The sequence below is a fragment of the Micromonospora sp. NPDC049836 genome, assembly GCF_044465125.1.
Taxonomy (GTDB): Bacteria; Actinomycetota; Actinomycetes; order Mycobacteriales; family Micromonosporaceae; genus Micromonospora.
In genome coordinates this window covers 223625-236631 of the sequence record NZ_JBITLH010000010.1, presented here as the reverse complement: position 1 = coordinate 236631, position 13007 = coordinate 223625, and the positions used below count along the sequence as shown (strand labels likewise).

The 13007-nt window shown below is 72.4% G+C and carries 14 protein-coding genes; 8 read left to right on the top strand and 6 right to left on the bottom strand.

The features are described 5' to 3' along the window. Positions 1-16 precede the first annotated feature (16 nt). Positions 17-1786 (bottom strand): proline--tRNA ligase, encoded by a 1770-nt coding sequence (locus tag ACIBPB_RS25545; protein WP_396841985.1) that lies wholly within the window; start codon positions 1784-1786, stop codon positions 17-19. A 94-nt stretch (positions 1787-1880) separates the two neighbouring features. Between ACIBPB_RS25545 and ACIBPB_RS25540 the strand changes: the two genes are divergently transcribed. Together ACIBPB_RS25540 and ACIBPB_RS25535 are read left to right on the top strand one after the other, a co-directional pair. Then, a complete protein-coding gene (locus ACIBPB_RS25540) occupies positions 1881-2258 on the top strand; it encodes a PadR family transcriptional regulator (protein WP_396841984.1) in 378 nt (125 codons plus the stop codon). A gap of 2 nt (positions 2259-2260) precedes the next feature. Next, a complete protein-coding gene (locus ACIBPB_RS25535; RefSeq protein ID WP_396841983.1) occupies positions 2261-2953 on the top strand; it encodes a hypothetical protein in 693 nt (230 codons plus the stop codon). A gap of 1 nt (position 2954) precedes the next feature. On the opposite strand, the gene ACIBPB_RS25530 is transcribed toward ACIBPB_RS25535, so the two are convergent. Next, positions 2955-3593 carry a hypothetical protein gene (locus tag ACIBPB_RS25530; RefSeq protein WP_396841982.1) on the bottom strand — a complete coding sequence of 213 codons (639 nt, stop codon included), beginning with the start codon at positions 3591-3593 and terminating at the stop codon, positions 2955-2957. A 180-nt stretch (positions 3594-3773) separates the two neighbouring features. Between ACIBPB_RS25530 and ACIBPB_RS25525 the strand changes: the two genes are divergently transcribed. Beyond that, positions 3774-4148 carry a VOC family protein gene (locus tag ACIBPB_RS25525; RefSeq protein WP_396841981.1) on the top strand — a complete coding sequence of 125 codons (375 nt, stop codon included), beginning with the start codon at positions 3774-3776 and terminating at the stop codon, positions 4146-4148. Between the two features lie 63 nt (positions 4149-4211). On the opposite strand, the gene ACIBPB_RS25520 is transcribed toward ACIBPB_RS25525, so the two are convergent. Together ACIBPB_RS25520 and ACIBPB_RS25515 are read right to left on the bottom strand one after the other, a co-directional pair. Continuing rightward, complete coding sequence (locus ACIBPB_RS25520; protein WP_396841980.1) at positions 4212-4394, bottom strand: DUF397 domain-containing protein; 183 nt, start codon at positions 4392-4394, stop codon at positions 4212-4214. Then, positions 4385-5188 carry a helix-turn-helix domain-containing protein gene (locus ACIBPB_RS25515; protein ID WP_396841979.1) on the bottom strand — a complete coding sequence of 268 codons (804 nt, stop codon included), beginning with the start codon at positions 5186-5188 and terminating at the stop codon, positions 4385-4387. The genes ACIBPB_RS25520 and ACIBPB_RS25515 overlap by 10 nt, the downstream gene beginning before the upstream one ends. Positions 5189-5486: 298 nt before the next feature. On the opposite strand from ACIBPB_RS25515, the gene ACIBPB_RS25510 reads away from it, so the two are divergent. The 4 genes from ACIBPB_RS25510 to ACIBPB_RS25495 all read left to right on the top strand — a co-directional run bounded on the left by ACIBPB_RS25510 (position 5487) and on the right by ACIBPB_RS25495 (position 8747). Then, positions 5487-5810 carry a hypothetical protein gene (locus ACIBPB_RS25510; protein ID WP_396842014.1) on the top strand — a complete coding sequence of 108 codons (324 nt, stop codon included), beginning with the start codon at positions 5487-5489 and terminating at the stop codon, positions 5808-5810. 85 nt (positions 5811-5895) lie between these two features. Then, positions 5896-6426, top strand: a complete 531-nt coding sequence (locus ACIBPB_RS25505) for a SigE family RNA polymerase sigma factor (protein ID WP_396841978.1) — start codon at positions 5896-5898, stop codon at positions 6424-6426. Next, entirely contained in the window at positions 6423-7541 is a 1119-nt protein-coding gene (locus ACIBPB_RS25500; RefSeq protein WP_396841977.1) for a hypothetical protein, read from the top strand. The genes ACIBPB_RS25505 and ACIBPB_RS25500 overlap by 4 nt, the downstream gene beginning before the upstream one ends. Positions 7542-7715: 174 nt before the next feature. Continuing rightward, positions 7716-8747 (top strand): hypothetical protein, encoded by a 1032-nt coding sequence (locus tag ACIBPB_RS25495; protein WP_396841976.1) that lies wholly within the window; start codon positions 7716-7718, stop codon positions 8745-8747. Between the two features lie 68 nt (positions 8748-8815). On the opposite strand, the gene ACIBPB_RS25490 is transcribed toward ACIBPB_RS25495, so the two are convergent. Next, positions 8816-10381: a PQQ-binding-like beta-propeller repeat protein gene (locus ACIBPB_RS25490; RefSeq protein WP_396841975.1), complete on the bottom strand. Its 1566-nt coding sequence runs from the start codon at positions 10379-10381 to the stop codon at positions 8816-8818. 19 nt (positions 10382-10400) lie between these two features. Beyond that, positions 10401-11963, bottom strand: a complete 1563-nt coding sequence (locus ACIBPB_RS25485) for a hypothetical protein (RefSeq protein ID WP_396841974.1) — start codon at positions 11961-11963, stop codon at positions 10401-10403. 273 nt (positions 11964-12236) lie between these two features. On the opposite strand from ACIBPB_RS25485, the gene ACIBPB_RS25480 reads away from it, so the two are divergent. After that, complete coding sequence (locus ACIBPB_RS25480; protein ID WP_396841973.1) at positions 12237-13007, top strand: SGNH/GDSL hydrolase family protein; 771 nt, start codon at positions 12237-12239, stop codon at positions 13005-13007.

The window sequence follows — 13007 nt, the reverse complement described above, 5'->3', positions numbered from 1 at the left end:
CCCCGTGGCGCGTCCGCTACACCCGGCCCGGGCGCGCCCCGGTCACCTCGTCGAGCAGGCGCTCGACCAGTCCGTCCACCGGCAGGTCCATCCGCTCGCCGGAGGACCGGTCGCGCAGCTCGACGTACCCGTCGGCGAGCCGGCGGCCGACCACGACGGCGCGCGGGATGCCGATCAGCTCGGCGTCGGTGAACTTCACCCCGGCCGAGACGTGGGTGCGGTCGTCGACCAGCACCCGCAGGCCGGCCGCGGCGAGGCGTCCGCCGAGGTCGAGCGCCGCGTCGAGCTGCGGTCCCTTCCCGGCGGCGATCAGGTGTACGTCGCACGGCGCGACCGCCGCCGGCCACACCAGACCCCGGTCGTCGTGGTGCTGTTCGGCGATGGACGCGACCAGCCGGGACACCCCGATGCCGTAGCAGCCCATGGTGGGGCGCACCGGTTTGCCCTCCGGGCCGAGCACGTCCACCGCGAACGCGTCGGTGTACCGGCGGCCGAGCTGGAAGATGTGCCCCACCTCGATCCCCCGCCGCATGGTCAGCTCGCCGTCGCCGCAGGCCGGGCAGGGGTCGCCGGCGCGCACCTCGGCCGCCTCGATCGTCCCGTCCGGGGTGAAGTCCCGCCCGCACACCACGTCGGTGGCGTGCCGGCCCGGCTCGTTCGCCCCGGTGAGCCAGCTGGTGCCGGGCACCACCCGGGGGTCGACCAGGTAGCGGACCGCGTGCTTGGCGAGGATCTGCGGCCCCAGGTAACCGCGCACCAGTTCCGGGTGGGCCGGCCAGTCGTCGAAGACCGCCACGGTGGCCGGGGCGAGCGCCGCCTCGACCCGCTTGAGGTCCACCTCGCGGTCGCCGGGCAGGCCGATCACCAGCAGCTCCGCCTGGTCGGCACCGGGCCGGCGCACGGTGAGCACCACGTTCTTCAGGGTGTCCGCGGCGGTCCAGTCGGTGCGGCCGCCGAGCGTCCGTTCGTTCGCCAGCGCCACCAGGGCGGTGATCGTCGGCGTCTCCGGGGTGTCGTGCACCGCCGGCGCCGGGTGGGCGTGCGGGTCACCGGCGGCCGGCGGGCGGGTCACCACCGCCTCGGTGTTGGCCGCGTAGTCGCAGGCCGTGCAGCCGACGTAGGTGTCCTCGCCGACTGCGGCGGCGGCCAGGAACTCCTCCGACGCCGAGCCGCCCATCGCCCCGGACATCGCCCTGACGACGGTGACGTCCAGGCCGAGCCGGGCGAAGACGGCCTGGTAGGCGGCCCGGTGCCGGTCGTAGGCCCGCTGGAGCCCGGCCTCGTCCAGGTCGAAGGAGTACGCGTCCTTCATCAGGAACTCGCGCCCGCGCAGCAGGCCGGCCCGGGGCCGGGCCTCGTCGCGGAACTTCGTCTGCACCTGGAACAGCGTCACCGGGAAGTCCCGGTACGAGGTGAAGAGGTCCTTCACCAGCAGCGCGGCCATCTCCTCGTGGGTCGGGGCGAGCAGGTGTTCGGCGCCCCTGCGGTCGGCGAGGGTGAAGATGTCGTCGCCGTACTCGGTCCACCGGCCGCTGGTCCGGTAGGGCTCGGCCGGCAGCAGCGCCGGGAAGTGCACCTCCTGGTCGCCGATCGCCACCATCTCCGCGCGGACGATCTCCGTCACCCGGTCCAGCACCAGCTTGCCCAGCGGCAGCCAGGTGTAGCCGCCCGGGGCGGCGCGGCGGACGTACCCGGCGCGGAGCAGGAGCCGGTGGCTCGGCACCTCCGCGTCCGCCGGGTCCTCGCGCAGGGTCCGGAGCAGCAGGGTCGACGTACGCAGCAGCATTGCCGCAGCGTACGGCGCGGCCGTCGAGCGGGCGATCCGATTCGGAGCGAGCCGGTATTTGACGACACCTAATAGTGGCGGTAGTGTGCGTCGCATGATAGTGGCGGATCCGGACGGCTCCAGCGGCGGCGATCGGCGGACCCAGCTGCTGCGCGGCGCGCTGGACATGTGCCTGCTCGCCCTGCTCGACAAGGAGCCCGCGCACGGCTACGAGCTGGTCCGTCGACTGGAGGCCACCGGCTTCGACGGGGTCGGCTACGGCACCATCTACCCGCTGCTGACCCGGATGCGTCGGCTCGGCCTGGTCGCCGACGAGCTGCAGGCCAGCCCGTCCGGGCCGCCCCGCAAGGTCTACGCGCCCACCGCCGCCGGCCGGGAGCGCCTGCACGCGTGGCGGGAGCAGTGGACGCGGTTCGTCGACACCGTGAACAGCGCGCTCACCGACCCCGATCCCGACAGTCCGAGGAGCTGACCGTGAACGCCATCGACGAGGCACTGTCGACCATGGAGCGGGAATGGCGCGCGTACGGTGTGCGCCGCCAGGACCGGGCGGCGCTCGCCGCCGACCTCACCGTCGAGTTGCGGTCGGCCGCGGCCGACGGCGTCACCCCGGACCAACTCCTCGGCGCGGACCTGCGCGGCTTCGCCCGGCGGTTGGCCGACGAGGCCGGCGTGTCGCGCGTCCCGCCGGAGTACGGCCGGGTGGTCCGCACCGCCCTGGCCGGCACGGTGCTCGGCGCCTGCGTCGGCCTGGTCGGCTACCTCCTGGTCTACCCGCTCATGGTCGCCGCGTTCGACCTGCCCCGCAGTTTCCGGGTGCCGATCCTGCTGGCCGTCCTGGTCTACTACGGCATCGTCGCCGCGCTGGCGGCCGGGGGCGCGTCCGTCGCGGTACGGATCCGCCTGGGCGACCTGCCCCGGATCCGGCGGACGGCGAACGCGATGCTGGTGCTGCTGCCGCTCGCCGGCGCCGCGGTCACCCCGCTGACCATGGGTTTCGCCCGGGCGGTCGGCTACTCCATCCACCCGCTCGCGGTGGCCGTCGAGGTCGGTCTGGTCGCGGCTGCCGTCGTCGGCGCCATCCTGCTGGCCCGCTGGTGGTCCCTGCGCGACAGCGGTGGGATTGGCTTCCGTCGGCAGCCGCGCCGACTCGTCACGGACGCCTGACCTACTCGTAGCAGTCCTGGTGGGCGAGTTGCAGGGTGACGGACCGGACGGTGCCGTCCTGGACGTCGATCCGGTAGACCGCGTCCGGGTTCCCGGACACCGGCACGCGGCCGTGGCCGGTGTCGTTCGGGGGCGTCCCGTCGATTCCCCGCCAGGTCGGGTACGCCCGGCCGACGCTGTCCCGGGTGGAGCCCACGCCGATACCCTCGGCCGTCCTGATGCCCTCGGGCACCTCGATCGCGGCGACGCCCAGCCGGGTCGACCACCAGACGAGGCCCTTCTCGTCCTTCAGCTTTGCCCGGGCCGGGCAGTCCGACGCCACGCTCGGGTCGGGGTTCGCGAACGCGGTGATCAGGCCGGTGGCCTCCGCCGCCTTCTTCGACATGCCCAGCTTGAGGGCACCGAGACCGTCGGGGCCGAGCACCGTCGACGGTGCTGCGGCGTCGGCCGGCGCCGGCGCCGGAGCGCCGCTCGTGGTCGCGGCGGCTGCGGGAGTCGCCGGCTCGCTGGGCACCGGCGTACCGGCGTCGCAGCCGACCAGGCCGGTCACCGCCAGCGCGGCCAGCGGCAGGGCGAGCGCCTGCCCGATGGCACGGCGGCGGGCGGTACGGCTGACGGAGCGAGCGGCGAGAGCAAACATGGGTTCCGGCCTTTCAGGTCGGTAGATGATGCGTTTGATGTCCTCCAAGATGCGGGTTTCGCGGTGCAGGGTTGCCGCCCGTCACAGAATTCTTTCCGCCGGCCCGAACGGTGCCGGGCCACCCCGACCTGCCGGACCGGAACCGGAGCGGATCATCGCAAGTGGTGATAGGAAAGCGGCATGGGAGACACGCCCCGGCTGAAGCTGACCGCCACCGTGCTGGACGCGCCCGACGCCCGGGAACTCGCGGGGTTCTACGAACGACTGCTCGGCTGGGCCCGGGAGGACGACGAACCGGAATGGGTCACCCTGGTCCCGCCGGCGGGCGGCGCCGGCCTCGCGTTCCAGAACGAGCCGAACTACGTACGTCCGATCTGGCCGGCCGGGCCCGGCGACCCGCCGATGATGGTGCACCTCGACATCAAGGTCGACGACCTCGACGCGGCGTCCGCGCACGCGGTCGCGGCCGGTGCCACGGTGGCCGAGTTCCAACCCCAGGACGACGTACTGGTCCACCTGGACCCGGTCGGCCACCCGTTCTGCCTCTATCTCTGATGCTCCGGCGGTCAGCGCCGTCAGGTGCTGCCCGCCGGAACACCTCAGCCGCCCGGATGGCGGTCAGCGGCGCTTGATCTCGTCGACGAAGGCGCGCCACGTCGTGGCGGTGAAGGTGAGGGCCGGACCGTCCGGGTCCTTGCTGTCCCGCACGCCGACCACACCGGGCAGGTTGTCCGCCACCTCGACGCACTCGCTCTGGCCGCTCCGAGTTGAGGTGCGCCATGTGGCACCGATCAGCTCCATGAGGTCATCACTTCCTTCATCAGCTCAATCGACTGCCCGCGAGGCAATGCCTCACTCCGGACACTTTCCCACCTGGACTGTAGGACAGCCAGATCCTCGTCTTTCTCGATCACTGTCCCGCCAAGCTGGTTTTCCAGGTAGCCGATCCATCCGCCGTCAACGCCTCGGGCGAGCGTGAACGGGCCGGTCAGTCCGATGTGCACACTGACCTCAGCCGGAATGATGTGCACGCTGACCTCTGAGCGCTCGACGCACTCGACCAGGTGAGCGACCTGCTCGCCCATGAGCCCGCGGAAGCCCTCACCGGCACGCCGCAGAACGACCTCATCGATGACCGCCACGAAGGTGGTCAGCTGCGGTTGCGGGAGGAGGCACTGCCGGTCCATCCGGATCGCGAGCCGCCGCTCTACCTCATCGTCGCTGAGCGAGCCGTCGGTGCGAATGATCGCTCGGGCGTAGTTCTCGGTCTGGAGCAGGCCGGGCACCAGGTTCGGCTGGTAGCAGCGCAACTGCTGCGCCTGCCGCTCGGCTTCCAGCCAAGGCCGGAACCAGCTCGGTTGGCCGTCCCGCTCGGCCAGCTTGAGTAGCGACATCAGCAGCCCACCCGTGGCCAGCACCTCGTCGGCACGGCTGAGGAAGAACCGGTCGAGCGGCCGCTGACCCAGCTCGACGGCGGACACCTGCGACCCGGAGAAGTGGACCAGCTTTCCGAACTCCTCCTGGCTCAGTTCGGCCTTCAGCCGCAGCCGCCGGAGTTGGGCCCGGATCAACGCCGCGGTCGGCTCATGTTCCACGGTTCCTCCACGATTCCCCGCACGTCTCCACGGCGTCGCCGCCCGTCCGTAGCGGCTGACCGGGCGTTACCCGGACCGGCCTCGACGACTTCCGAGGGTAGTTCCGTCCTCAGCAGACTGTCACGCAGCGGGTTGCTTTCCGTCATGGCCCGCTGCGGGCTCGCCCCGGGTTCCCCCCGGTGCCGGGGCGGCCCCACCTCCGTCAGAGCCGCCGAGAGGAAGCCGACATGAACTGGTTCCGGTGCCGTAGCACGCGAGCAGCCGGGGAGCGCTGGTGAGCGGGAGCCGAGAGCGGGCGATGCTTCCCGTACCCCGGCTCGGGCCGCACCCCGATCGGCCCCGCGCCTACCCGCCGGATCATCCGCCGCACCTGCCGCTGCGCCCGCTCTGGCTCTGCCGGGCCTGCGGGTCGCCGTGGCCGTGCGCCCCGGCGCGGCTGCTGCTCAAGGTCGAGTACGCGGACCAGCCCGTCGACCTGGCCATCTACCTGTCGGGGCTGTACCACGAGGCGACCCACGACCTGTTCCGGCTGAACCCGCACGACGGACCGACGCCGCGCGCGTTGTTCGAGCGGTTCGTGGGCTGGGGGCCGTACCGGCGGAGCATTGCGGAAAATCGGTGACCCGGGCGGCAACCCTGGCGCGCACGGCCGGCGTCTGGGGAGGCGTCACGATGAGTGCATCACCTCACCCCAAGGATCGGCTCGTGTGGACGCTCCCCTGAGCGAGTTCGACTCGTTCGTCCGAACCCGTACCCCCGCCTTACTGCGGTCGGCCTATCTGCTGACCGGTGACCAGCACCTGGCCGAGGATCTCGTCCAGTCCGCCCTGGCCCGCACCCACCGCTCGTGGAACCGGCTGCACCACAGCGGCAACGCCGAGGCGTACACCCGCAAGACCATGTACCACCTGCAAGTCTCCTGGTGGCGGCGGCGCCGGGTGGCCGAGTCGATGCCGGGCGAGATGCCCGAGCCACGCGGAGGCGACTCGGCCGCCGACCACGCCCACCAGACCACGCTCCGGCTCACCCTGCGGGCCGCGCTCGCGAAGCTCTCCCCGAAGCAGCGGGCCGTGCTGGTGCTGCGGTTCTTCGAGGACCGCAGCGAAGTCGAGGCCGCCGACCTGCTCGGCGTCACCGTCGGCACCGTCAAGAGCCAGACCTCGAAGGCGCTGGCCAAGTTGCGCACCGTCGCCCCGGAGCTCGCCGAGCTGTACGTCATGGAAGGAAGCGCCCGATGAACGAGGACCGCCTCCGGCTCGACCTGGCCGGGCTGGCCGACGAGGTCACATCGGTGGACCTGCGGGACCGCGCCCTGCGTACCTCCCGCCGGCTCGGCATCCAGCGGGCCGTGGCCACCTCGGCTGCCGCGCTGGTGATGATCGGCGCCGCCACCGGCACCGCCCTGGCCATCCGCCCCGACGGGCAGGCACCCGTGCCGCCGCAGCCCGCCGGCCCGTCGACCACCGTCCCGGTGCCCCCTACTCCCGACCCCTCGACCCCGGATCCGTCCACCAGCGCCGAACCGACCGGCTCCGCGGTGCAGCCCGGCTCAGCTCTTCCCGGCACCCGGTACTACCTGGAGAGCACCTCCACCAAGGCCCGGATTCACGCCGTCCACGGCGGTATCGACCGGGTGGTCTACCAGGTCGGCTACGCCGCCGACTCCGAGTGCGAGTGGAACACCATCACCATCTCGCCGGACGGCAAGCGGGTGGCCTGGGTGCAGGACAGCACCGACGGCAACGCGAGCGGGATCCTCCTGGTCGGCACGACCGGTGAGCGGGCTTCGACGAGCCTGTCGGACGGCATCAGCTGCTACGGTCCCGGAGCGCTGGTCTGGCAGGGCAGTGACCTTTTGATGGTGAAGAAGAAGAGCGGGCAGTCGGTGCTGTACGACCTGAAGGCCAACAAGCGGGTCCAGGGGGACCCGGGCCAGGAAACCGACCGGTGCTGGTCCGCTGACGGCAGATGGCTGGCCGCCATGGACGAAGAGCGGAAGCCGTACGTGACGGACGGAACACGGTCGCGGCAGTACCGCTACACGCCGCCCCGCCAGGCCGCCTGGCAGGCGCGGAGTGTGTCGATGGACGGCCGGTACGTCTCGGTCGGTTGGGTCGGCACCGACCCGTCCCGGCGGGACGGCAGTTACGCGATGGTCGACACCATCACCAGCAAGGTGGTCGAGCTACCGGGTGGGGAGCAGATCTTCAGCATCCTGTTCACCATCGACCGGAAGGTCATCGTGAAGCGGGCGAGCGGCATCACGGTGCTGAACAGCGCCCTCAAGCCGATCGGCACGGTCGCCGAGAGCGCCTCGCTGCGGACCATGGCGCTGCTGGCGTACGTGCCCTGAGCCGACACCGCACCTGACCCGGCCCTCGGCATCCGGTGCTGAGGGCCGGTCGTCAGGCCTGGACACCACTCAGAAATCGCCGGAAATCTCTTCGCCGGGACGGCAACCCTTTCTGATCAACTCGACGTCTGGGAATGCGTCGACCCGTCGCGCCACCGAATCCGAGGAACCCGCGTGAACGTTTTCGCTTCCGCCCCCACCGTCGGCACGGCCTGTCTCCGTAACGCCCGGCAGGTCGTCGCGCTCGCGGTCGCCGCCGTCGCCGGGCTCGGTCTGAACGCCTGTGCCGAGGGGAACCCCGAGCCGACCGGCTCCGACGCGCCGGCCGCTGTCACCACCGCGGCTCCGATCGGCACACCGGACGCCCCCGCCCCCGCCACCGCGCTGACCGGCACCCGCTACTACCTGGACACGACCGGCACGGCTGCGGAGATCCACGCGGTCCGGGGTGACGTCGATCGGGTGACCGCGCGGGTTCCCCTCGGCGCGGGATCGTGCATCCGCAACACGATCACCATCTCCCCGTACGGGGAGCGGCTCGCCTGGGTGGAGGGCGGCGTCGGCCAGGAGGCCGGCACCCTGGTCACCTCGATGATCGACGGATCTCGGAAGCGGGTCGTCGAGCGACAAGCGCCCTTCGGCGGGAAGGCCCTCTGCCTCGGTAGCAACCCGCTGGTCTGGAACACCAACGACCTGCTGATGGTGGAGCAGGCCAGAATGGTGCCCACGCTCATCGACGTGGCGGAGAACAAGCCGGCCGACGGCGACGCGGGCAACGAGAAGCTCAAGTGGTGGTCGGCCGACGGGCGAAGCTGGGCCGCGGTCTCCGAGGGCAAGCCGTACGCCACGGGTGGGCGCGGCGCGCACTTCTACCACTACACGCCGCCGAAGGCCGAGGCCGCGCGGTACGACGGGTGGCGGGTCCGCAGCGTGTCGATGGACGGCCGGTACGTCGCGGTCGGCTGGATGAACACCGACCCGTCCCGCGAGGACGGCAGCTTCGCGGTGGTCGACACCACCACCAGCAAGGTGGTCGAGTTGCCGGGCACGGGCCAGGTCCGGAGCATCCTGTTCGCCTCCGACGACAAGGTGATCGTCCGTCGGGCGACCGGCATCACGGTCCTCGACAAGAGCTTCCGGCCGCTCGGCGCGGTCGAGGAGCCGTCCGCCGTGCGCGACATGGCGCTGCTGGCGTACGTGCCCTGACCCGTTGACCGGAGCGGCAGGGGCGGACCACCGGTCGGTGGTCCGCCCCCGTTTCGCGTTGTTGGTGGTCAGCGCAGCACGGTGATCGATCCCTTCGCCGCCACGTTCTTCCAGGGCACGATCACCACAACCCCGTCCCGCTCCATGACCCGGGCCTCCTCGCCCTCGAAGCCGGCCGCGAGCGGCCCCTCCGCGATCACGCTGACCTTGCCGGTGGCCGGGTCGATCCGGACCAGGCGCGGCGGCTGCTTCGTCCGGTCACCGGACTCCCAGGCCAGCACGCCCCGCTCGTCCCGGCGGATCAGCTGCACCTTGCTGGCGCTGTGACCGGAGGACACCCAGCGCTTCCGGCCGGTGGCCAGGTCGATCGCGACGATCTGGTCGGCGGAACGCGCGGTCCCCTTCACCGGCTCGGGGAAGGTCGGCAGGTAGAGGTTCTCCTGGTCGACCAGGCACTCGTAGACGGCCGGACCGTCGATCATGTTGGACCGGTTCGGCGGGACGTCCCACAGCCGGATGCCGTCGAGCGGATCGGTGAAGGAGCCGACCTCCTTGCCGGTCCGCGGGTCCCGGATGGAGTACGCCTCGCGACCCAGGCCCGGCAGGCCGACCGGCGGTTGCGCGCTCAGCATGCCGTCGACGAGCTGCGACTCGGACAGCCGCTGCCGCCAGCGGACCTTGCCGGTGGCCGGGTCGAGGCCGTCCACCTCGCCGCCGAGCGAGCAGCCGTAGGTGACGACCACCAGGTCGTCGGCGGCCCGCATGTCCTTGAACCCGCAGCTCCGCCCGGGCAACAGCTTCTTGCCGGTGGTGCGCCACAGCTGCCGGCCGTCGGTGAGGGAGAGCCCGATCAGGGTGTCCTCGGAGCGGACGATGACCTGCTGGCCGGCGACCGCCAGGTCCGGCGCGGTGAGCGGGTCGCGTCCCTCCCGCACCGGCGCCGGGAACTTCGCCCGCCAGGTGAGCTTGCCGCTTTTCAGGTCGACCCCGGCGACGGTGTTGCAGGAGTTGTCCGAGCCGGCGGCGACCGCCGTCCGGTCCTCGGTGGCCGCCTGCGCCGCCACACAGAGCGAGGTGCCGTCCGGCGCGGGCACACCCCACGCCTGGCCGCCGTCGGAGAGCCGGTAGGCGAGCACCCCGTCGGCCTGGGCCCGGACCACGTTCTCGCCGACCAGCCAGGTGCCGAACATGTCGTGCTGGTCGAAGGTGGTGAGGCCGCTCTCCTGCCGCTCCGGGAAGGGCAGCTGCCAGGCGATCTTCAGGTCACCCCCGCCGGAGCCCCCGCCGACCAGGCGGGACACCCCGTAGGCGGTGCCGGCGCCGACGGCCAGCACGGCCACCAGCCCCCCGGCCAGCAGCAGCGCGACGCGTCCGCGTCGCCGGGGCGCCGCCGGCGGGGCCACCGCCGGCCCGGGCCAGCCGTGCGGCGGGTACGCGCCAGGTCCCGCCGCCGGGTACCCGCCGGGCGGGTACGCGCCCGCCCCGGCCGGTGGGTACGCGCCCGGCGGCGCGACCGGTGCTCCGTGCTGCGCCGGCATGCCCGGCTGCGGGGGCGGGGCGGGCTGCGCCGGGGCGGCGGGCCAGCCGTTGGGCGCCGAGGGCTGCCCCGGCTGGGGGGACTGCGGATTCGTCATCGTCGTTCTCCGTTCCGGCTCAGCGCGCCTGCGCCCGGACGTACGCGGACCAGCCGCTCTGGAATCGGTCGAGCGGCACGCCGAGCACCCGCTGACACGCCTGCGCCGCGGTGGCGCCCTGGTAACGGGCCACCACGAACGCGAAGAGCTTCCGCTCGCCGTACGTGTCGGCCAGGTAGGTCATCGCCGCGTGGCCCAGCCAGTAGTGGAAGCTGACGTGGTTCTCCGGGATGTCCCAGTCGAGGTTGTCGGGGAGCTTGCCGTCCCAGTCGCCGGACCGGACGATGGCCCGCGCCTGCGGGAAGCGGCCGCTGGCCCGCAACGACTCACCGCGATGCGCCAGATACTCGGCGAAGCCCTCGACGATCCAGTTCTCGATGCCGGTGAAGAAGTCCTGCTTGTCGGCGTCCTCCAGGCTGGCCACCAGCGAGTGGCCCACCTCGTGCCGGAAGATGTCCTGCGGACCGCGCCGGTTGCCGGAGCCGAAGAACGACCGGTCGGACACGTCGATCACGATCCGGGTGCCGCCGATGTCGACGCCGCCGCGGCTGGCCGCGATCATGCCGATCGAGACGCCGGACTCGGTGGTCTTCTCCTTGTTGATCCGGTAGAGCGAGCCGAGGTCGTTCTTCCCCTTGACCAGGGCGATGACGAAGCCCTTCGGGATGTCGCCGGCCGCCCCGCCGGCCCGCCAGGCGGCCAGGTCGTCCCGGACGGCGGCCTCCGCGACCGGGGCGTACCGGGTGGCCGCCGAGGCCATCGCGGCGTCGGTGATGACCAGCGTGTGCGCGGTCCGTTCGACGTGGATGTCGCGCCACTTGTCCCACGGGCCCGGGTAGTAGACGGTCTTCGAGCTGCCGTTCGCGGCCGGCGCGCCGGTGACCGCGGTGACCTTCAGCGGGGCGTCCCGGTTCTCCTTGACGACCGTCCAGCGGTACCACTCGGCGACCGGGGTGAGGTCGTACCCGTCGAACTGGTGCACGAAGGAGACGTCGAGCTGGAAGGTGACCCCGCGGCCGAAGCTGTCACTGGTCCGGCCCTGTTGGGCGACCGTGCCGTACCGGGCGACCGACAGCGGCAGCTTGCCCAGGTTCTTGAAGAGCGCGGTCTGGCCGGCGACGAGATCCTTGCGGGCCGGGTCGAACGGGGCCAGGTAGCCCTTCAGGTCCTTGTCGGCGAGCGCCTTGCTGTGCCGGTTGAGCAGCTCGTTCAGCTCCTGCTGGGTGACCGTGACGCCGTTCGCCCCGGCGGCGGCCTTCGTCGGCTCCTCGTCGCCCCGGGTGAGCCCGACGCCCACCCCGACCGCGGTGCCGGCGCAGAGGGTCAGGGCCAGCACCCCGACGCCGACCCCGATCCACAGCCCGCGCCGGGACTTCGGCGCCGTCGGTGGCTGCGGCGGGTACGGCGGCGGGAAGCCCGGCTGCCCCGGCGCGCCCGGATAGTGGGCGGGCTGACCGGCGCCGGGCATACCGGGGTACGGACCGGCCGGCAGCGGCGGGCCGGGGTGTCCGGCCGGCGGCCCGTAGCCGGGGACGGGCGGCTGGCCGGGGGGCGGGGCTGGGGCGGGGTGTCCCTGGGTCATGGTTCCTCGTCTGCGCCGTCTCGATGACCAGCCCGCCGCGGTGGGCGTCCCGCCGCCGGACCGGATGACCGGCAACATCATTCACGGTCGGTCGGCACGATTCAGCCCCGTACCGATCGGTCGGGCCTTTTGTCCCAAAGACCGGGTGTCGTCTCCGTCACCGTTTCCCCCGATGACCTCCGCCACGTCGGGTGCAGGGGGTGCAGCGCTGTCACCGGGCGCGGTGACAGACTGAACGACGCAGCTCTGCCGGGTCGGTCTGAGGGAGGCGCAGTGCGCTGGCGCAGCTTCGTGGCGGTGGGGGACAGCTTCACCGAGGGGATGGACGACGCCTATCCGGACGGCACCTACCGGGGCTGGGCCGACCTGGTGGCCACCCGGCTCGCCGCCGAGGCGGGCCCCGACTTCGGGTACGCCAACCTGGCCATCCGGGGCCGGCTCTTCCCCAACATCGTGGCCGAGCAGGTGCCGGCCGCCCTGGCCATGAAGCCCGACCTGATCAGCTTCGCGGCCGGCGGCAACGACGTGCTCCGGCGCACCTTCGACGCGGACTCGTTCGTGCCCCGCTTCGATTCGGTGATCGCCCAGTTGCGGTCCGGCGGGGCCGACGTGGTCCTCTTCCGGTTCGCCGACGTGATGGCCCGGCTTCCCGGGCAGCGGCTGGTCGCCCCCCGGGTGGGCCTGCTCAACCGGGTGGTCGGCGAGGTCGCCGAGCGGCACGGCGCGATCCTGGTCGACCTGTACGCCGACGACACCTACCTCAACCCGATGCTGTGGAGCACCGACCGGCTGCACCTGTCGGCGGCCGGGCACCGGCGGGTGGCCGGGCAGGTGCTCGCCGCGCTCGGAGTGGGCTGCGACGAGGAGTGGTTGATGGTGCCCCCGCACCCGGCGCCGACCCCGTGGCTGGCCGCCCGGAGGGCCGACCTGCGCTGGGCCGGGCAGCACCTGGCTCCCTGGATCAAGCGCCGGCTCACCGGCCGCTCCTCCGGCGACCTCGTCACCGCCAAGCGGCCGGTGCTCGGGCCGTTCAGTTCCGACTGA

What these genes read in the sequence shown, in the direction of transcription:
- ACIBPB_RS25545 (WP_396841985.1), bottom strand. Translation starts at nt 1,786, where the DNA reads ATGCTGCTGCGTACGTCGACCCTGCTGCTCCGGACCCTGCGCGAGGAC.
- ACIBPB_RS25540 (WP_396841984.1), top strand. Translation starts at nt 1,881, where the DNA reads ATGATAGTGGCGGATCCGGACGGCTCCAGCGGCGGCGATCGGCGGACC.
- ACIBPB_RS25530 (WP_396841982.1), bottom strand. Translation starts at nt 3,593, where the DNA reads ATGTTTGCTCTCGCCGCTCGCTCCGTCAGCCGTACCGCCCGCCGCCGT.
- ACIBPB_RS25525 (WP_396841981.1), top strand. Translation starts at nt 3,774, where the DNA reads ATGGGAGACACGCCCCGGCTGAAGCTGACCGCCACCGTGCTGGACGCG.
- ACIBPB_RS25520 (WP_396841980.1), bottom strand. Translation starts at nt 4,394, where the DNA reads ATGGAGCTGATCGGTGCCACATGGCGCACCTCAACTCGGAGCGGCCAG.
- ACIBPB_RS25510 (WP_396842014.1), top strand. Translation starts at nt 5,487, where the DNA reads ATGCTTCCCGTACCCCGGCTCGGGCCGCACCCCGATCGGCCCCGCGCC.
- ACIBPB_RS25500 (WP_396841977.1), top strand. Translation starts at nt 6,423, where the DNA reads ATGAACGAGGACCGCCTCCGGCTCGACCTGGCCGGGCTGGCCGACGAG.
- ACIBPB_RS25490 (WP_396841975.1), bottom strand. Translation starts at nt 10,381, where the DNA reads ATGACGAATCCGCAGTCCCCCCAGCCGGGGCAGCCCTCGGCGCCCAAC.
- ACIBPB_RS25485 (WP_396841974.1), bottom strand. Translation starts at nt 11,963, where the DNA reads ATGACCCAGGGACACCCCGCCCCAGCCCCGCCCCCCGGCCAGCCGCCC.